The organism is Leifsonia xyli subsp. xyli str. CTCB07 (genome assembly GCF_000007665.1).
In the GTDB taxonomy this organism is placed as follows: Bacteria; Actinomycetota; Actinomycetes; order Actinomycetales; family Microbacteriaceae; genus Leifsonia; species Leifsonia xyli_C.
The window spans coordinates 517,242-535,908 of the sequence record NC_006087.1 but is presented as its reverse complement, the minus strand read 5'-3'; the positions used below and the strand labels follow the sequence as shown (position 1 = coordinate 535,908).

The following is an 18,667-nucleotide window of genomic DNA, read 5'->3' as shown; positions in this document are numbered from 1 at the left end:
CGTGCGCTCCGACATCCCGGTGGACCCGAGTTCGCCGGACGCTCACGACTGGGTCCACCAGGAACTCGTCAAACCGGAGTACCAGGCCGCCAAACCGACGTGGTTCGATCTGGTGTGGAAAGCGATCGGCGACGGGCTGGCCTCGCTGTTCCAGGGGCCGGGCGGAGACGCCGGGCCCGTCCTCCTGGTCGTCATCGTGCTGATCGTGGCCGGGATCGTCGTCGCAGCGTTCTTCGTCTTCGGCCGCCCGCGCGTGAACCGGCAGGCGGCGGCCTCCCACCACGCCGTGCTCGGCGGCGACGATGCGCGCACCGCTCAGGAGCTGCGGAGCGCCGCCGGCGCGGCCGCCCACGCGGGCGACTGGGCGCTCGCCATCGAGGAGCGGTTCCGCACTCTCGCGGTCGGGCTGGATGAGCGCACACTGGTGTCCCTCTCCCCCGGGACGACGGCGACGGAGTTCGCCGCCCGGGCCACCGCCGCCGCGCCGGAGGAAGCGGAAGCGCTGCGGGAAGCGTCGCGCGCGTTCGACGACGTCCGCTACCTCGACCGGCCGGGCTCCGAGCCCGGTTACCAGCTGCTCGTCGCGCTGGATCAGCGGCTCCAGACGCGCCGCGCTGCGCCGCCGGCGGTTCTGACGTGACACGGCTTCCGGCTCCGGCCCAAGCGCAGACTGCCGCCCCGGTGGCGACCCCGACCGTCCGGCGCGCTCTCCGCCGCTCACTCCCCTGGCTCCTCCTCGGCGGGCTCGTCGCGCTCATCGTGCTGCTCGGAGCCCTGTTCGCCGGCTCCCGGGACACATTCGGGGGCGTGCTGCAATCCACCAACGCGGGACCGAGGGAGTCACGGTGCGCGCCGCCGGAACGCTCGAGGAGGTCCGGGAGGCCGCTGACGCTGACAGCACCATCCTCGTCTTCGACTCCGGCGGCTCCCTGACCGGCGAGGCCTACGCCGAACTGAGCTCCCTAGCCGGCACGATCGTGGTGGTCGAACCCGGCTTCGAGGCGCTCCGGACGCTCGCGCCCGGGGTACACGCCGCGGGCGAGCCCACCGGCCCGGTCTCCGCCGGCTGCCCGGTCCCGGCCGCCCGGAACGCCGGGCGGATCGACCCGCGCGCGACCGGGAACACGAAGGACGCCTCTCTCCCGGGGACATTCAGCGCGAACGCGGACGTCCGGCGCTGCTTCGTCCGCGACGGCGGAGGCTCTCTCGTCCAGACGCGCGTCGAGGGCCACACGGTCTCTCTGCTCGGATCGGCGGCGATCCTCATGAACGACGGCGTCGATCGCGAGGGCAACGCCGCCCTCGCGCTGAATCTGCTAGGCGGGCACCGCACCCTGGTGTGGTGCCCGCCCGGAATCGCTGACCGGCCGGTCACCGGGCCGCCAGACCTCGCAGAGCTGACGCCCGGCTGGGTGACCCCGGCCGTGCTCCTGCTGCTCGCCGTGTTCGCCGCCGCCGCGATCTGGCGCGGGCGGCGGTTCGGGCCGCTCGTGGTCGAGAGCCTGCCGATCGTCGTCCGCGCGGGCGAGACGCGAGAGGGGCGCGCCCGGCTGTACCAGCGCTCCTCTGCCCGGCTCCGCGCGGCGGACGCGCTGCGGATCGGCGCGATCGGCCGGCTGGCACGCGCTGTCGGACTCCCCCGGACGTGTACGGCCGGGGAGATCGCGGATGCCGTCGCCGCCGTCACGCGCAGCGACCGCTCCGGCGTCCGCGGCATCCTCCTCGACGACATCCCGACGACGGACGCGCAGCTGCTCGCCCTCTCGGACACCCTCGCGGAGCTCGAACGAGCCACCGCCGCCGCCGTCACGCCCGGCCAGGCGGGACCGACAGGAAGAATGGAACAATGACCGATCTGAGCACCGGAAACCGCGCCGCGCCGCCCGCGGACGCCGCAAGCCTGCTCCAGGCCCTCGCAACGGTCCGCCACGAGGTCGGCAAGGCCGTCGTCGGCCAGGAGGGCGCCGTCACTGGACTGGTCATCGCACTGCTCGCCCACGGCCACGTTCTGCTGGAAGGCGTGCCCGGGGTGGCCAAGACGCTGCTGGTGCGCTCGCTCAGCCAGGCGCTGAGTCTCGACACCAAACGCGTTCAGTTCACGCCCGACCTGATGCCGGGCGATGTCACGGGATCGCTCGTGTACGACGCCCAGACCGGCGGCTTCGTGTTCCGCGAAGGGCCTGTCTTCACGAACATCCTGCTGGCCGACGAGATCAACCGGACGCCCCCGAAGACGCAGTCGGCCCTGCTGGAGGCGATGGAGGAGCGCCAGGTGAGCGTCGACGGTGTGAGCCGCACGCTCCCGGACCCCTTCATCGTCGCGGCCACACAGAACCCGGTCGAGTATGAGGGCACCTACACCCTCCCCGAAGCGCAGCTCGACCGCTTCCTGCTGAAGCTGACACTCGATGTCCCCGAACGGGACGCGGAGGTCGAGGTGCTGCGCCGCCACGCGGCCGGGTTCACGCCGCGCGATCTGGCCGGCGCCGGCGTGGCTCCGGCGCTGACCGCCGAGCAGCTCGCTGCGGCGCGGGCGTCCGCCGCCTCCGTCGGCGCGAACGCCGATGCGCTAGCCTACATCGTCGATCTCGCACGCACCACGCGCCAGAGCCCCTCGGTGAAACTCGGCGTCAGCCCCCGCGGAACGACGGCTCTGCTCGCGGCGGCCAAAGCCTGGGCCTGGCTCTCCGGACCAGTCGAAGATCTGCTGGGCACACCACCAGTACTCCTCCAGCGTCTCGCCCTTCCAGGCGAAGACGGGGACGCCCGCGGGCGACTCCGGAGTGCCGCCGGGGCCGACCGCGACAGCCGCCGCCTCGTCCTGGGTGGAGAAGATGTTGCAGCTCGCCCAGCGCACCTGCGCGCCGAGAGCGACCAGCGTCTCGATGAGCACGGCGGTCTGGACCGTCATGTGGAGGGACCCGGCGATACGCGGGCCCGCGAGCGGCTGAGAGGGACCGAACTCCTCACGCAGAGCCATCAGGCCGGGCATCTCGTTCTCGGCGAGGCGGATCTGGTGGCGGCCCGTCTCCGAGAGAGAGATCGGCGACCCTGAAGGGCAGAGCGGTACCGGTGAGGAGAGAGGCCATACCGTCATTCTCGCACGCGCGCCGGAGCGGCTTCAGGCCCGGATGAGCGCGAGGACCTCATCGCGGAGACGAGCCATCGTCGCCACGTCCGCCGCCTCCACGTTGAGCCGCAGAAGCGGCTCCGTGTTGGACGCCCGCACCGAGAACCACCAGAATGGATCGGCTTCGGATGTCAGCCCGGTGACGGTCAGCCCGTCCAGCTCGTCGAACTCCGCGCGTCCGGTGAAAGCCTCCACGATGCGCGCGTAGGCGGCTGGGACGTCCGCCACAGTGGAGTTGATCTCCCCGGACAGGGCATACGGCGTATACCGGGCGGAGAGGTCGGAGAGCGGCCGATCCTGCGAGCCGAATTCGGCGAGCAGGTGCATCGCCGCCAACATCCCGTTGTCGGCGCCCCAGAAGTCGCGGAAGTAGTAATGCGCCGAGTGTTCGCCGCCGAAGACCGCGCCGGTCTCGCGCATCGCGTCCTTGATGAGGGAGTGACCCACCCGCGTGCGGTAGGGGATCGCTCCGGCCGCCTCGATCGTCTCTGGAACGATCTTCGAGGTGATGAGGTTGTGGATGACGGTGATCTCCGCCTCCGGGTCGTCGCGACGCGCCCGCTGGATCTCGCGCAGGGCGACGATGGTCGCGACCGCGGAGGGGGTCACAGCCGCTCCGGTCTCGTCCACCACGAAGCAGCGGTCGGCGTCGCCATCGAAGGCGAGGCCCAGATCGGCCCCGTGTGCGACGACGGCGGCCTGGAGATCGACCAGGTTGGCCGGCTCCAGCGGATTGGCCTCGTGGTTCGGGAAAGTGCCGTCGAGCTCGAAGTACATCGGGATGATCTCGATCGGGAGCGCCGGCAGACCGGCCGCTTCGCCGAGCACGGCGGGCACGGTCAGACCGCCCATGCCATTGCCCGCGTCCACGACGACCGTGATCGGCCGGACGCCGGAGAGATCGACCAGCTTGCGCAGAGAGACCGCGTAGTCGGCCAGCACGTCCTGCTCGCTGTAAGAGCCCGGCGGCGCGACCGGCTCGATCCCACCGGCGAGGTAGGCCGCAGCACGGTCGCGGACGGCGGTCAGCCCCGTGTCCCGGCTGATGCCCTGGGCGCCCGCCCGGGAGAGCTTGATCCCGTTGTAGGCGGCCGGGTTGTGACTCGCGGTGAACATCGCCGCGGGCGCGTTCAGCGCGCCGGACGCGAAATACGATTCGTCGGTCGAGCAGAGCCCGATCGCGACCACATCGGCGCCCCGGGCCTGTGCGCCCCGGGCGAAGGCCGCGGCAAAGCCGGGGGACGAGTCCCGCATGTCGTGACCGACGACCACCGGGCCGCCGGCGGCGCCGATCTCGTCGACGAACCCCGCCGCGATGGCGGTCACGATCTCCTCGGTCAGCCCGCTGCCAACGAGACCGCGGACGTCGTAGGCCCCGACGACGCGGGCCAGGGGGAGGGAGGAATCGGCGCTGCTCACCCGACCAACCTAGCCGACCGGTCCGTCATCTCCGCTCGCCGAAAACCTCATGCCGAACGATCTGCCAGCCTTTCGGTGCGGAGAGCCGCTCCGCGTGGAGGGCGCAGAGGTCGTACGTGTGCGGCTCGGGGGACAGGCTAAGGGGCCCGAGCACGGCCATCGAGTCCGCATAGACGTAGGTGAGCGTCGCAACGGCGTCGCGCGGGCACGCGACGCGGGAGCAAGGCCGACTCAACATCGGGCCAGACTACCGCCGCCGCACCGACGTAGGATGGCGACATGCCCCGCAACCGCCGCGCCAACGCCAGCAGCACACCCCCGGCGACGAGCCGGTGGCGGAGCCGGCACGGTCGTGGCGCTCGCGGGCCGGTGACGGGTCCGCATCTGCCGATGCTGTCGAACCGCATCGACTCCTTCGATATGACCGTGGCCTCCACCGCCGACTATCTCAAGGGCATCTGGCCGGAGGAGCTGGCCGGTGTGCGCTTCGAGGTCGCTCCCACCCCGACCGGGAACTCCGGCGGAGACGGCGTCGATCGCTGGCATGTGGATGGCTCCGGCCACCGCATCGTTCTCTACCGGGTGCCGATCCAGCGGTTGACCAAGCTCCACCGCAACGACGATCTGCACCGCCGGATGTACATCGAGGGATGCGTCTTCCGCGCCGTCGCCGAACTGCTCGGCAAGGACCCGTGGGACCTCGCCCCGGATCGCTTCCGCCACTTCTGACGGCCGCTTCTCGTCAGGGGGCCGCGAGGACCACATCGTTCGATCCGATGCCAGCGCCACCACATGCGCCGCTCCGGCGGCGCGGTCGCTTCGGCGTGAGCGGGGCGACGCCCCCGGCAGAACCGCGGCGATGACCGCGGTGAGCAGGGCACAGCTTCGCGCCGTTGCCGGTCACCGCTACGCGGTGGGGAGGTGCCAGATGCTGCCGGTCATGTTCGGGGTGCCGGAGTAGATGGCTGAGAAGGAGAGGTAGTTGCGGTCGTTGCTGTGCCCGGCGAGCTGGACATCGAGGTGGCCATCGACGGTGACGATGCGGGTGACGACCATGGCATGGTCCTCACCCAGATCGTTGCTTGCCTGCGCGGTGGTGGCCGCAGGGATCCTGCCCGGGTCGAGGCCGGGGCCGCCCTCGGTGCTGCCGTTGCCACCGTCGTTGTTCCAGGTCATGGTGACGATGTCTCCGACCTTGATGTCCGACCAGGTGGCGGGGTCATTGCTCAGATCGGTGCGGGTGATGCCGAACGAGTCCTTCTGGTCGTTCAGCCAGGTGGAGAAATCGGGAACATAGGCCCAGGATGGCGTGACCCACCGGTTGGCGGGGTCGATTTTGCCGTAGGGGTCGTTGTAAGGATTCGCGGTCGGGTGCTTTGCCACCCAGTCCGCGAACGCGTTGTACCAGTCCGGGCGGTGGCTGTTGCGGCCGAACCATTCGGCCAGCCCTGCGGAGACGAAGTTCATGCAGTCCCCACCGACCGGGTCGAAGTTGCCGTAGCGGGCGCTGTCGTACTTCTCCCAGTGCGCGAGCAGGTAGGACATTTCCCGTCCGGTGGCGGTGAGTGCTTTGTACCGGTAGCTCCGGCGGCAGTTGGCCGTCTTCTTATCGCCCTGTTTGAGGGTGACGGCGACGTCGCCTTCCTGGTAGTCGGGGACGACCGCTTGGGCTTGACCGCCCTGATACCCGTAATGCGGCGGCGCTGTCACCTCCACTTTCCAGAATGTGGCCGAGGTGACCGGAACGCATCCCTGCCCGAAGCAGACCTGGGTGGTGTCCCGCAGGTTCCAGCCCCTGATCGTGATGTGCTCTCCGCCCATCACATCCCCGACCGTCTTGGAAAGGCTGATCGCTCTGCCATTCGGGACGGGTTCGGCCGCCGCCACACTCGGCGCCGCAGCTCCGAGAACCGCACCCACGCTGAACACAACCGCGACGCTGACGCCGACAACCGATCTCATAGCCACTCCGTTTCGTTATTTATTGCTTTTCGCTTAAGAAAACTTAAGACAATGCAATTATATAGTGATTGGCTGTGTGAAGGGCCTGAGGTCGCGATGAGACTCTTTTCACGCACTGCCGAGGGGCAGCGAACGGAGTGCGTCTGCCAAGCCGGGGCAGAAACGCCAACGGAGGCCGGTTCGCATGCCGCAAGCACGGACGCGGCCGCCACCGCACCGACGAACTCGCGACCGTCTCCCGGTCGCCCCGAGACGCCCTAGGTGTGATGTCCAGGGGGGTTGTTTCGGCGATACGGTCGTGAGGAGTTGAGGGGCGAGGGCCTCCGGTTGTGAAGTGGAGCTGTTCAGTTCAACCGCTTCACGATCCAGGAGGCCTTCGTGTCCCACGTTAACGCTGCTCTCACACCGCGCGCTCGTCTGCGCCTTGCCAGGCTCATCGTCGAGGACCATTGGCTGGTCTCCGTCGCAGCGAAGATGTTTATGGTCTCGCCCGTTACCGCGCGGAAATGGGCGGCGAGGTTCCGCGCCGAAGGCACGGGAGGGATGACCGACCGGTCTAGCCGCCCACGATCGATGCCAACGCGGACGCCGTTGCCCGTGCTCAAGCGGATCGTGCGGGCGAGGTGGCGACGACGCCTGGGGCCGGTGCAGATCGCCGGCGAGCTTGGCCTTCCCGCCTCGACCGTCCACGCCGTCCTGGTGTGCTGCCGCATCAACCGGCTCTGCACCATTGATCGGGTCACGGGCGAGCCGATCCGTCGCTACGAGCACGACCACCCTGGATCGCTGATCCATGTCGACGTGACGAAGTTCGGCAACATCCCCAACGGCGGCGGCTGACGATTCGTCGGCCGCGTCCAGGGCGAACGCAACCGGGAAGCGACCGCCACCCGCACGAAGAGCAGGAACCACCGCTACGAGCCACGGTTGGGCACCGTGTTCGTCTACACGATCATCGACGACCACTCCCGCGTCGCCTACGCCGAGATCTGCTCCGACGAGAAGGCGGACACCGCGATCGGTGTCCTGCGGCGTGCTGTCGCCTGGTTCGCCGACCGGGATGTCAGCGTCGAACTCGTCCTCTCGGACAACGGCTCCACCTACAAGTCCTACGCCTGGCGAGACGCCTGCACAGAGCTCGGGATCAGGGCGAAGAAGACCCGACCATACCGACCACAGACCAACGGGAAGATCGAACGCTTCCACCGCACACTCGCCGACGGCTGGGCCTACGCCCAGTTCTATGGTTCAGAGGCCGAACGACGAGAAGCACTCCCCGGCTGGCCCCACTTCTACAATCATCACCAGCACCACTCCGCCATCAGAGCCCCACCCATTAGCAGAATCGACAACAACCTCCCTGGACATCACACCTAGGTCGGGTAGACAGCGATCGGCGCGGCCAGAGCTCCCGGCGGATTGAGGGGGAAAGCGCTCAGCGCTCCATCGGCGGCGAAGCTCACGCTCGCCGTCAGCCCGCCGACTCCGCCGAGGGTGTACTTCCCCGGCGGAAGGACACGGTTCGCTCCGCCCTCGGCCGGAACCGTCAGCTCGATCGGAGCGCCGCTCTCGCCCTGGATGGTGACCTTCACGTCTTTCTCCCCCGGGTTCGCGAGGTGCAGCACCGGAGAGGGCCCGCTCGGAATGGCGGCGAATTGCGAGTCGTCGAGGGGCGCGGAGGAGACGAACCAGGCGAAGTCGCGTGTCTTCGACCCGATGACCGAGGTCCGGGTCGCGGCCACGATCGGCACAGTGGACTGCACAGTCACGGTGTAGCTGCCGTCCTTGAGGTGGTCGAGCGGAATCTCGGCGACACTCCCGGCCTTCACGGTCTGGGCGTACGAGTTCCCCGCCGCCGTCCCGGCCTCCCCGACCGCGCCGATGGTCAGCTCGGCGTCTTTGTCCCCCGGAACCAGGATGCGAACGACCGGGAAATCCACACCCACGCTCTCGGCGGACTGCGCCGCCGTGACCGCAGCGATGCTCGCGATCGTCACGCCGGTCATGCGCTGGGTCCGCGACGGCTCGCCGGTGGGACCGGTCAACTCGACGCCGCGCGGCTGGATGCCCTGCTCGAAGCTCTGCTGCAAGCTCACGGCGACCTGACCGCCCGTAGCCGTGACATGGACGACCGGGGCAGCGACCGAGGGGGCAAAGCCCGAGAGCGCGACGACCTTCTGCGCGCCGGCCGGAACGACGACACCGCTGGCTCCCGGCGCATCCACTCGCCCGGTCTCGGTGTAGATCGTGAGGGCGACATCGGCGTCGACCGAGGTCGGATTCGACAGCAGCACCAGGCTCGTCTGCCCCAGCGCGGTCGAGCCGCCCACCAGCCAGGCATCGGCGGTCGGCTCGCTGCAGGCGGCCGCGGCGAGGCCAGCGGTGTCCGGGGAGGAGACGGCCTGCACTTGAGCACCGGCGAAGAGCGGCGGCGCTGTGGAACCGCCCGGTGTCGAAACGGCCACCACCAGGGGCGCCTGCGAGGACAGCTTCGTCTCGGCGTCGGGCTTCAGCCGCCGGGTCTCGGCGCCGGGTCCGTCCGCCCCGTAGGCGACAGTAGCCTCGCCGATCGCGCTCGCCTTCGTGGCCGCGCCCACGTCGGCGGCCAGCTCGAGAGCCGGACCGGGGCAGACACGCTGCTGGTCGGCCGGCACGGGCCGCACGGTCTGCACAGGCACGCCGATGGTGAGCTGGGGCAGCGGGAGGAGCGTCGCACCGGCGACCGCCAGCACGGCGACGCCGACGCCGACGAGGCCGCTCACCGTGCGCGCTCCGATGGCCGCGATCCTGCGCCGGTCAGCCACGGTCGCCTCCCCGAGTGGGGCGGGTTCGGACGATGGTCTCCTCGAGTCCAGCTTCGAGCATCGCGACCGGACCGTCGGCGGCCTGCGGGGCCCGGGCGTCGGAGACCGAATCCACCCGCCCGCCGGTGTGCGGAGCGGGGTGGCGGCTCGGCTCCGGCTCCGGCTCCGGCTCGGCCGCAGCCCGCGCTTCGTCCTCGTCGGCGGACTCCACGACGGCTTCGTCATCGGGCTCCGCTTCCCACTCCTCCAACGTCTCTCCGGCGATCGAGGACTCGGCCTCCGCGACCGGCTCCCGCTCATCGTCCGGCTCCACCGCATCCGGCTCCTCCGGGTCCGGTTCATCGCCCGGCCCGCTCGAGCGCCGGGCGATGAGCTCGCTGACCCGATCGGCCGAGCGCACCGTCGGGATGGCCATCAGCAGTGTCGCACCGACCGCGATCCCCTGCGCCAGCAGCACGAGCAGTCGCCAGATCCCGCCCGCGTTCGGCGGTATCAGCGCTGCGGCCGGCACCGTCGAGGTCCCGCGGTCGAACGCCCACAACCGGCCGGCCGCCGTCTCGCCGACCGATGCGAGCACGGGGTTCGCGTCGAGCGCGATCGCGGTGCGGCTCTGCGTGGCCTGGCCGGTCGCCGTGTCGGCGGCGGTCTGGTCGATCGCCGCCGCCGAGGGCGTCAGCAGGACGAAGTCGATCCCGAGCCTCCTGAGCTGCGGCGCCGGATCGAAACCGCTGCGGGAGGCGAGGTTTCCGGCGAGCGTCGCCAGTTCGCGCTGTGTGCCGGTCAGCGCGAGCCGCGTGGAGCCCAGCGTCGTCTGCGCGTCGAGGGTCGCCCCCGAACCGCGCACGACGACCGCGCGGACACCGCCGTCCGGCTGTGGCGTCAGGAGCAGGGTCCCTGTGCGGGGCTGCGTCGCCGCCTTCGCGGCCACGACGGCGGGCATCGTTCGCCCGTCGCTCGCGGTGACCGCGGCCTTCCCGGAGTGCAGCGCCACCGGGAACGGAATGGCCACCAGCGCGATCGTGGCGATCGCGACCCACACGGGTGCCGCCGCGCTCCGGCCGAGCGCCGACAGGCCGATGACGGCGGTGGCGATCACTCCCAGCCAGTACAGGCTCACCGCGCTTCCCGGCCAGATCGGAACCGCGGTCGCGCCCTGTGCGGCGACCTCGATGTGCAGGGCGGCCACCGCGGTCAAAAAGCCGGCGAGCGCCACGAGCAGAGCAACGGTCGCCCGGACGGTCCCGCGCAGGAACAGAGCCAGGACAGCCAGAACGCCGAGCGGGGCCAGCAAGATCGGCACCAGGATGTTCGGCCCGGCATCCGGCAGACCCAGTTGTCCGGCCAGTGCGCGCCAGCCGCCGAGCGTGCCGTCGGGGAAACCGAGGGCCAGCTGCCAGGCCGGCGTCTGACGCGCGTCCACGGGGAGCCCCGGGTCCGCCAGCGCCGAGAGCCACGCTCCGCGCAAGACCTGCTGCACCACAAGCGGCAGGAACAGCACGGCGGCGGGCAGGGGGATGAACGCGATCCGCACGGCGCCCCTCCCCGCGAAGAGGATGGCGGCGACCCACGCGACCAGCAGCGCCGGGATCAGGACGGGCGCGCAGGCAACCGTCGCCGCGGCGATCAGCGCCGTCGTCGCGCTGGAGGCCCACGATCGCCGCGCCGCCAGCCCCGCGAAGAACAGCCACGGCAAGAGCACATGCGCCAGAACGGCTGCCGGACGGCCGTCCAGCAGCGCGACGAGCAGCGTCGGCGCGAGCGCGTAAGCGAGAGCGCCGAAGGCCCGCAGCGTTGCGCGAGCGGTGATCCGGGCGGCGGCGAACCAGGCGCCGAGCGCGGCGAGGGGGATGGCGAGGAGGAAGAGGCCGACCAGGGCCGTCGAGGGCTGCCAGAAAGTGATCGTGCCGAGGACGGCGAGAACGGCGGCGAACGGGTCGGCAGCACCGACGAAGCCGAGGTTGAGGTCACGCCAGCCGTAGCCCAGGTTCGCCCAAAGCTGGCCGACAGAGTCGCTGAGCGGGAGGAGACCGCCGCCGTTCACCGCGCCGGCGCCGATCAGCGGGAAGAAGAGGGCGACCCCGACGAGGAGAGCGGCCAGGACTGTCCAGCCGCCGCCGGCGCCGAAGAAGTCGAGATCCTGACGTTCGCCCCGCTGACCGACGAACGCGGCCTCGCGTTTGAGCGCGCTCATCCGCCGGACACTGGAGAACGGGATGCGAAGGGGGGAGACCGCCGCCCAGCCGACCGAGCGGGCGCGGGCGAGCCGGCGCCGGGCGTTGCCGACCGCCATGCCCGAGAACGCCACGCGGAAGGCCGCGCCGAGCTCGCCGCCGACGGAGCCCGGCTCCTTGCGGAGCACGCGGAGGAGAGAGCGCAGGACGGCGAGCGGGACCAGGGTCAGCCAGTGCAGCGGGACAGCCCAGCCGGGCGCATAGGCCATCCGCCGGTGGAGCTGCGCGCACCGGCGCTCCCCCGCGAGGCGACGGCGGACCGTCCACTTCGGCGAGAGGTTCGGTCCGGCGATGCCGTCGCCGTGCAGAGCGACACGGGCGGGGGCGACGAGGGCCACCCGGAAGCCGGCCAGGCGGGCGCGGACGCAGAAATCGAGGCCGTCGTCCACCGTGGGGAGCGCCGGGTCGAAGCCGTCCAGTCTCTCCCACACGATCCGCCGGACGAGCATTCCGGCCGAAGCGACCGCGAGCACATCGCTGAGGTTATCGTGCTGGGCCTGGTCGAGCTCGTTCTCCACGAGCGGGACGGAGGCCCCGAACGGCGTCATCGTCTCGCCGAACTCACGGATGAAGGCTGGGTCGTCGTCATCGACGAGCTTCGGCCCGACGACCGCCACCGACGGCGAGACCTCGAGCGCGGCGAGCAAGGATCGGAGGGCCTCTGGCTCGGGGGCGGTGTCCTGGGCGATCAGCCAGAGCATCTCGGACGCCGTGGTCACCGGCGGGAGCACACGGACAGCGGTCGCGACGGCCTCGCCGAACGGGATTCGTTCGGGCACGCTGAGCACTTGGGCCGGATTCGCTTCGGTGAGCAGCCGCACGGCGTCGTCAACACTGGCGCAGTCGACGGCGATCACGGCGTCCGGTCGACGCGACTGCGCCGCAATGGCATCGAGAGTGCGCTGCAGGCGGGGGCCGCCGCTCTGCGCGACGATGATGGCGGTGACTCTCGGATACATCGGGAGTCAGCCTAAATGGGGGGTTCGCCGATCCCGGTAGCGCCTCGGGCGCGGCGCGGATTCGGCTCAGCCAGCGCGCTTGCGGAGCTTGCGGCGCTCCCGCTCGGAGAGGCCGCCCCAGATCCCGAACCGCTCGTCGTTCGCGAGAGCGTATTCGAGGCACTGCGCCCGGACCTCGCACGAGGAGCAGATGCGCTTGGCGTCGCGCGTGGAGCCGCCCTTCTCGGGGAAGAACGCCTCCGGATCTGTCTGGGCGCACAGGGCGTCGGTCTGCCAGGCGAGAGGGTTGTCATCGTCGGCGCCCGCCCGGACCCCCGGGACCCCGAGGCGCACCGGATCGATGAACCAGTCGTCGGGTACCCCAGAACGATATTCAGGATCTGTCATATCGGCCTCCCCGCCCTCGAATCTGTAAAAGCACGCATTTTTAACGTGCTGCAATAATTACACCGTTGTCATTCGCGTCCGTCAAGTCGCGAATCGTAAACCCTTGATCGCTGGTCGAGAGTTCGCGACGCGCCGATGTCCGGCAACAATCAGCGACACGCCCGGGCCGCCCACCCCGTCGAGCCGGCGATCAGGACGCCGCCTGGCGCGCTTCCCAGGCGCTGCGCACCATCTCGGCGAGCGAATGACTCATCTTCCAGCCGAGATCACGCGCCGCGAGCTCGCCCGAAGCCACGATCCTCGCCGGGTCGCCCGGGCGTCGAGGCCCCATTTCTGGGGTGAAGTCGATGCCCGTCACCTCAGCCACCGTCGCCATGATCTCACCGACGGAGACGCCGTCGCCGCTGCCGAGATTGTAGACCGCCCGAATGTCCTCCCCCGCCTCCAGCCGCTTCGCCGCCGCAACGTGCGAGACCGCGAGGTCGGCGACGTGGATGTAGTCGCGGACGCAGGTGCCGTCGGGCGTCGCGTAGTCGTCGCCATTGATCCGGGGGGTGCGGCCCGCCACCAGGGCGTCGAAGACGAGCGGGAAGAGATTGTGCGGACTCGTGTCGCGCAGCGCCGGATCGCCGGAGCCGACCACGTTGAAGTACCGCAGCGAGGTGTGGCGCAGACCCCGGGCGACCCCCTGGTCGCGCAGCAGCCACTCGCCGATCAGTTTGGACTCCCCGTACGGCGACTCCGGGTTCTTCGGGGTGTCCTCGGTGACGAGTTCCACCTCCGGTGTCCCGTAGACCGCCGCCGACGACGAGAAGACGATCGAGCCGACCCCCGCCTCCTGCATCACCGCGAGCAACACAGCGGTGGCCGTCACATTCTGTTCGTAGGTGTGCAGCGGCCGCTGGACGGACACACCGGCGTACTTGTAACCGGCGACATGCACAACGCCGCTGATGCGGTTCTCGGAGAACACCGCTTCCAACAGGGTCCCGTCGAGGATCGTTCCGCGGTAGAACGAGACACCCGCGGGCACGAACTCCCGGTGTCCGCTGGAGAGGTCGTCCGCGACGACGACATCGATCCCCTCGGCCAGGAACGCGCGCACCACATGGGCGCCGATATAGCCAGCGCCCCCGGTCACCAACCACGCCATAGATGCCTCCTGCCACTGCCTTCTTACGATCAGCCCACACTATCCTTCTCGCGATGGGCGCGCGGACGGCAGCATCGCGCTTAGCGTTGAAGATATGCGTCCTCTCATGGTCATCCGCGCCTGGATCGTCGTCTTCATCGCCGGACTCGTGGTGAGCGGTGTGACCGCGTTCCCCCTGGAAGCCGAAGTTCGCCTGGTGTCCGGCGTCCTGCACGCTTCGGGGGCGCCGCAGTTCGCTCCCGGGCTGGTCGAATGGATCGACCGCGTGCGCGACGCGCTCGTCCAGACCGGCGCGAGCCATCCGTTCCTCGCCTACGGGACCGACTGGCTGGCCTTCGCGCACCTCGTCATTGCCGTCGCGTTCATCGGACCGCTCCTCGACCCGGTCCGCAACATCTGGGTCATCCGGTTCGGGATGATCGCCTGCGCCGGCGTCATCCCGCTCGCGCTCATCGCCGGCTCGATTCGCGGAATCCCGTTCGGCTGGCAGCTGATCGACATCTCGTTCGGCGTTTTCGGCATCATCCCGCTGCTCATCGTCCACCTGCTGACCCGGCGCCTGGAAAGCGAACAGGAAAAGCACCCATTCGCCCGCGAGCGCCAGGACGGAGACCCCTCCTGGCGCAGCGCAGCGGACACGGCCCCGGAATGACGCGGTCGCGTCCTCAGCAAGAGAGCGAGCTCCGTTGAACGGATCTCGCTGCGAAGCCGAGCGACGGGCAGCTGGAGCATCGGCTCCGGCGCAGGCCAGCGCCGCCTCTGCGGGCGCATTCGCTGCCGAACGCCCAGCCCAGCAGCGCCGAGCGAGCCCGGGGCGAGGATCAGACGAACGCCGCTTCTCCCGTGATCGCGCGGACGATGAGCGTGTTCATCTCGCGGGTGCCCTCGTAGAAGTAGAGCGCCTCCGCATCGGCGAAGAAGCGGGCGACGTCGTAGTCGATCACGATGCCGTTGCCGCCCAGCACCTCGCGACAGCGGGCGACGGTCTCGCGCATCCGGGTGGTGGACACCGCCTTCGCCAGCGCCGAGTGCTCGTCCCGCTGCTCACCCGTGTCGAGCATCTGCGAGACGCGCACACACAGCGCGATCGAGGCGGTGATGTCGCCAATGGAGCGGACCAGGAGATCTTGGACGAGCTGGTGCTTCGCGATCGGTTTGCCGAACTGCACGCGCTCCTTGCTGTAGGCCAGAGCGGCTTCGTAGGCGCCCACCGCGACGCCGACGGCGGCCCAGGCGACCTCCGCCCGGGTGAGCCGGAGCACGGCGGCAGTTTCTGTGAAGCTGTTCGCGTTCTGCAACCGCAGCGACTCCGGCACGCGCACGTTCTCCAGGGCGATGTCCGCGTTCTGCACCATCCGAAGCGACTGCTTGCCCTCGATCTTGGTGGCAGTGTAGCCCGGAGTGGACGTGGGAACGATGAAGCCCTTGACCTGGCCGTCCTCGGCGCTCCTCGCCCAGATCACGGTGATGTCGCTGAAGGTCGCGTTGCCGATCCAGCGCTTCGACCCGTTCAGGACCCAGTCGTCGCCGTCGCGCACGGCCACCGTCCGGAGGCCCCGCGCCGAGTCCGACCCCGACAGGGGATCGGTGAGCTCGAACGCCCCGAGCACCTCGCCGCTGGCCAGCTTCGGCAGCCACTCGGCACGCTGCTCCGGCGAACCACAGACGCCGACCGTGCCGAGGGCCAGACCGTTCTGGACGCCGACGTACGTGCTCACGGAGGCGTCCACACGGGCCAGCTACAAAGCGACCCAGCCACGGAACACGGCCGAGTTCTCGAACGGAGCCGTCTCCGCGAAGCCGAGGCCGATCGCGCCGGTGCGGTGCAGGACCTCGATGATCCCGGGCGGGAACTCGGCACGCTCCCAGTACTCGTTGACGACCGGCTTGACGTGGGTCTCGAGCGAGGCGCGGAGGTTCGCGAGGAAGTCCTTCTCGCGCTCGGCGAGGAGGTTCTCGAAGCCATAGAAGTCGCTGGCGAGGGGCTGGAAAGCCATCTGTGCTCCCTTGCGTCCGGTCGGGCTGAGACAGCGCCAGCCTAGAGACGACGCCCGCTCGTGACAAAGCGATTGGTAGTTTGGTCTAACGATCGGGAAGGGACGACGAAAGATGTTTGTGCGCATCGGCAACCAGCCCCGCGATTACGCATGGGGGTCAACCACGGCGATCGCGGGCCTGCTCGGCGGCGAACCGAGCGGCGGCCCGGAGGCCGAGCTGTGGCTGGGCGCGCATCCCGGCTCCCCCGCGCGCATCCTCGACCCGGCGCAGACCGGCGGCTCGGCCGACCTGGCGCACTGGCCGGAGACGGCCGGGCGGCTCCCCTATCTTTTGAAGGTCCTCGCGGCGGCAGGTCCCCTGTCGCTGCAAGCGCACCCGTCGTCCGAGCAGGCACGCGCCGGATTCGAGCGCGAGAACGCCGAGGGGCTCGCCCCCGGGTCCCCCGAGCGCAATTACAAAGACCCGTTCCACAAACCGGAGATGATCTTCGCGCTTTCGGACCCGTTCGACGCACTGTGCGGTTTCCGGGAGCCCGCCGACAGCCGCGCCGCGCTGGAGCGCCTGGCCGGCAGCGCCCTGGGCGTCGCCGCCTTCGCCGGAACCCTCGACGACGAGCCGGCCGCGGCGCTGCGCGGGGCGACGGAGTGGCTGCTGGGCGGCACGCCCGAAGTCGCGGCGCTCGTGAGCGCGGTGACGGACGCAGCGCAGAGGGCCGAGGGGGTGGACGCGGACACCGTTCGGACGCTCGCCCGGGCCTTCCCCGGCGACCCGGGCATCGTGCTCGCCCTGCTCCTCAACCGCGTGACGCTCCGGCCCGGAGAGGCGCTCTACCTGCCCGCCGGGAACATCCACGCCTATCTGCGCGGTCTCGGGATCGAGCTGATGGCGGCCTCGGACAATGTGCTGCGCGGCGGTCTCACGCCGAAGCGGGTGGATGTGCCCGAACTCGTCCGCATCCTGGACTTCGCGCCGTTCGCCGCCACCCCGATGACCGCGAAACGGCCCGCGCCCGGCGTCGAGGAGTTCGTGCCGGACGTGCCGGACTTCCGGCTGTGCCGGATCGAGATCGGTGCGGACACGCCGGCAGCGGAGGTGACGCTGCCGGGCACCGCGATCGTGCTCTGCACGGCCGGCGCTGCGGAGGTGCTGGGCGCGACGGGCGGCCTGCGGCTCACGCGCGGCGAGGCGACTGTGGTGACCGCCGAGGAGCGCACGCTGTCGGTCTCGTCCGGGGCGGGCACGCTGTTCATCGCCACACCGAACGCGTGAGCTATCCTTCCGGGATGGGCAGCCCGACCACCTCGCTCGACACCCGCGCGCTCGCCGCCCGCAGAAGCTCGGAGACAGGCGTCCTCGTGTTCGCCTCACTGCTGCTCTTCACACTGTTCGCCGGCGACTTCTGGCGGAACCTCATCAGCTGGCCGGGCTACTTCGCGCTCGCCGCCCTGCTCACCGCGGGCAGCGTCGTCCTGCTGGTCCGGGCACGGGCGGCCGTCCGCTGGCGCAGACTCCCCAAGACCCTCGGACTCTTCCTGGCTCTCGCCGTGCTGTCGATCGCGTGGTCCGCGTACCCGGGAGCCAGCGCCCTCGGCGTCCTCGCCCAGCTCGCGACCACGGCGAGCGCGCTGTTCCTCGCCCTGTGCCTCGGCTGGCCGGCGCTGCTGACCGCGCTCTCGAACGCGTTCCGCTGGGTCCTCGGCCTGTCGCTACTGTTCGAGCTCATCGTCGCTGTGTTCGTCCGGCGGCCGGTGCTGCCACTGACGCCGGTGCAGCCCTTCCCCCCGGGAAAGCTGCCGTCGGCGTTCTACTGGAGCCGCGATCTGCTGCTCCACGGTGGCCAGATCCAGGGCATCGTGGGCAACAGCAATCTGCTCGCGATGATCGCGCTGCTGGCGCTGATCGTGTTCGGCGTCCGTCTGGCCGATCGCGCCGACCGCCGCGGCAGCGCGATTGCCTGGATCGTCGTCGCGGCGCTCACGCTCGCGCTCACACGGTCATCGACGGTCATCGTCGCGACCGCGTTCGCCGCAGTGGCGCTCCGCCTCGCGCTCTGGACCCGCCGAGCGAGGCCGGAGCGCCGTCGCCCGGTCTACCTGAGCGCCGCCGCGCTGGTCGCCGTCGGCGCGGTGAGCCTCGCGCTGTTCGCTTCCCGCCTCCCGGCCCTGCTGGGCAAGAGCGACGATCTGACCGGGAGGCTCGACATCTGGGACAGGGTGATCGGTTTCGCACAACAGCGGCCGGTCTTCGGCTGGGGCTGGGTGAGCTATTGGGCGCCGTGGACCGAACCTTTCAGCGACCTCGCCAAGCGCAACGGCGTGGTCTACTTGCAGGCGCACAACGCCTGGCTGGACATCTGGATGCAGCTCGGGATCGCCGGGCTGGCGCTCATCGTCCCACTGGCCGTCGGCACACTGTGGCGGTCATGGTTCCACGCCGTCGACCGGCCGCGGACGAGCGTCCGCGACGACCAGGCGCACACCGCGCTCACCCTGCTCCCCCTGCTCCTCTTCGCCGCCCTGCTCGCCCAGAGCTTCGCGGAGAGCCGGATGCTGATCGAGGACGGCTGGGCGCTGCTCGTCGTGCTCGCCGCGAAGACCAAACAGACCGCCCCGTAGGATTCAGCT

13 protein-coding genes and 4 pseudogenes are annotated in these 18,667 nt (G+C 70.2%); 8 read left to right on the top strand and 9 right to left on the bottom strand.

What is annotated here, in order from left to right; translation table 11 throughout:
- The first annotated feature begins 1 nt into the window (after position 1).
- The 3 genes and pseudogenes from LXX_RS02595 to LXX_RS02585 all read left to right on the top strand — a co-directional run.
- Positions 2–640, top strand: a complete 639-nt coding sequence (locus LXX_RS02595; RefSeq protein ID WP_011185507.1) for a DUF4129 domain-containing protein — start codon at positions 2–4, stop codon at positions 638–640.
- Between the two features lie 205 nt (positions 641–845).
- A complete protein-coding gene (locus tag LXX_RS02590) occupies positions 846–1,850 on the top strand; it encodes a DUF4350 domain-containing protein (protein ID WP_011185506.1) in 1,005 nt (334 codons plus the stop codon).
- Positions 1,847–2,692: pseudogene (locus tag LXX_RS02585) on the top strand (AAA family ATPase); the annotation flags it as partial. The gene LXX_RS02590 and the pseudogene LXX_RS02585, both read left to right, overlap by 4 nt.
- Here LXX_RS02585 and LXX_RS13330 read toward each other — a convergent pair.
- The 3 genes and pseudogenes from LXX_RS13330 to LXX_RS02575 all read right to left on the bottom strand — a co-directional run.
- Positions 2,680–3,097, bottom strand: a pseudogene (locus LXX_RS13330) (adenosylhomocysteinase); the annotation flags it as partial. The pseudogenes LXX_RS02585 and LXX_RS13330 sit on opposite strands and share 13 nt — an antisense overlap.
- A gap of 24 nt (positions 3,098–3,121) precedes the next feature.
- On the bottom strand, positions 3,122–4,549 hold the full coding sequence (locus LXX_RS02580) for a phosphomannomutase/phosphoglucomutase (RefSeq protein ID WP_011185505.1): 1,428 nt from the start codon (positions 4,547–4,549) through the stop codon (positions 3,122–3,124).
- A 25-nt stretch (positions 4,550–4,574) separates the two neighbouring features.
- The gene (locus LXX_RS02575) at positions 4,575–4,787 is read right to left on the bottom strand and encodes a DUF3499 family protein (protein ID WP_011185504.1); all 213 of its coding nucleotides are present in this window, start codon (positions 4,785–4,787) and stop codon (positions 4,575–4,577) included.
- Positions 4,788–4,828: 41 nt separating this feature from the next.
- Here LXX_RS02575 and LXX_RS02570 point away from each other — a divergent pair, with 41 nt between their 5' ends.
- Positions 4,829–5,278 carry a metallopeptidase family protein gene (locus tag LXX_RS02570; RefSeq protein WP_011185503.1) on the top strand — a complete coding sequence of 150 codons (450 nt, stop codon included), beginning with the start codon at positions 4,829–4,831 and terminating at the stop codon, positions 5,276–5,278.
- Positions 5,279–5,455: 177 nt separating this feature from the next.
- Here LXX_RS02570 and LXX_RS02565 read toward each other — a convergent pair whose 3' ends face one another.
- Entirely contained in the window at positions 5,456–6,511 is a 1,056-nt protein-coding gene (locus tag LXX_RS02565; protein ID WP_041767134.1) for an amidase domain-containing protein, read from the bottom strand.
- A 378-nt stretch (positions 6,512–6,889) separates the two neighbouring features.
- Between LXX_RS02565 and LXX_RS02560 the strand changes: the two are divergent.
- Positions 6,890–7,888, top strand: a pseudogene (locus LXX_RS02560) (IS481-like element ISLxx4 family transposase).
- On the opposite strand, the gene LXX_RS02555 reads toward LXX_RS02560, so the two are convergent.
- The 4 genes from LXX_RS02555 to galE form a co-directional block, all read right to left on the bottom strand.
- A complete protein-coding gene (locus LXX_RS02555) occupies positions 7,885–9,315 on the bottom strand; it encodes a DUF5719 family protein (protein WP_041767132.1) in 1,431 nt (476 codons plus the stop codon). The pseudogene LXX_RS02560 and the gene LXX_RS02555 sit on opposite strands and share 4 nt — an antisense overlap.
- Positions 9,308–12,505, bottom strand: coding sequence for a glycosyltransferase family 2 protein (locus LXX_RS02550; protein WP_041767130.1), 3,198 nt, complete (start codon positions 12,503–12,505; stop codon positions 9,308–9,310). Before LXX_RS02550 ends, LXX_RS02555 begins: the two co-directional genes overlap by 8 nt.
- Positions 12,506–12,571: 66 nt before the next feature.
- Positions 12,572–12,892 (bottom strand): WhiB family transcriptional regulator, encoded by a 321-nt coding sequence (locus LXX_RS02545; protein WP_081423061.1) that lies wholly within the window; start codon positions 12,890–12,892, stop codon positions 12,572–12,574.
- Positions 12,893–13,082: 190 nt separating this feature from the next.
- On the bottom strand, positions 13,083–14,045 hold the full coding sequence (galE, locus tag LXX_RS02540) for a UDP-glucose 4-epimerase GalE (protein WP_011185500.1): 963 nt from the start codon (positions 14,043–14,045) through the stop codon (positions 13,083–13,085).
- 94 nt (positions 14,046–14,139) lie between these two features.
- Here galE and LXX_RS02535 point away from each other — a divergent pair, with 94 nt between their 5' ends.
- Positions 14,140–14,697, top strand: a complete 558-nt coding sequence (locus LXX_RS02535) for a hypothetical protein (RefSeq protein ID WP_011185499.1) — start codon at positions 14,140–14,142, stop codon at positions 14,695–14,697.
- A gap of 169 nt (positions 14,698–14,866) precedes the next feature.
- On the opposite strand, the pseudogene LXX_RS02530 reads toward LXX_RS02535, so the two are convergent.
- Positions 14,867–16,042: pseudogene (locus tag LXX_RS02530) on the bottom strand (acyl-CoA dehydrogenase family protein).
- 112 nt (positions 16,043–16,154) lie between these two features.
- Between LXX_RS02530 and manA the strand changes: the two are divergent.
- A complete protein-coding gene (manA, locus tag LXX_RS02525; RefSeq protein WP_041767128.1) occupies positions 16,155–17,312 on the top strand; it encodes a mannose-6-phosphate isomerase, class I in 1,158 nt (385 codons plus the stop codon).
- 14 nt (positions 17,313–17,326) lie between these two features.
- The gene (locus tag LXX_RS02520; RefSeq protein ID WP_041767125.1) at positions 17,327–18,658 is read left to right on the top strand and encodes an O-antigen ligase family protein; all 1,332 of its coding nucleotides are present in this window, start codon (positions 17,327–17,329) and stop codon (positions 18,656–18,658) included.
- Positions 18,659–18,667: the final 9 nt, after the last annotated feature.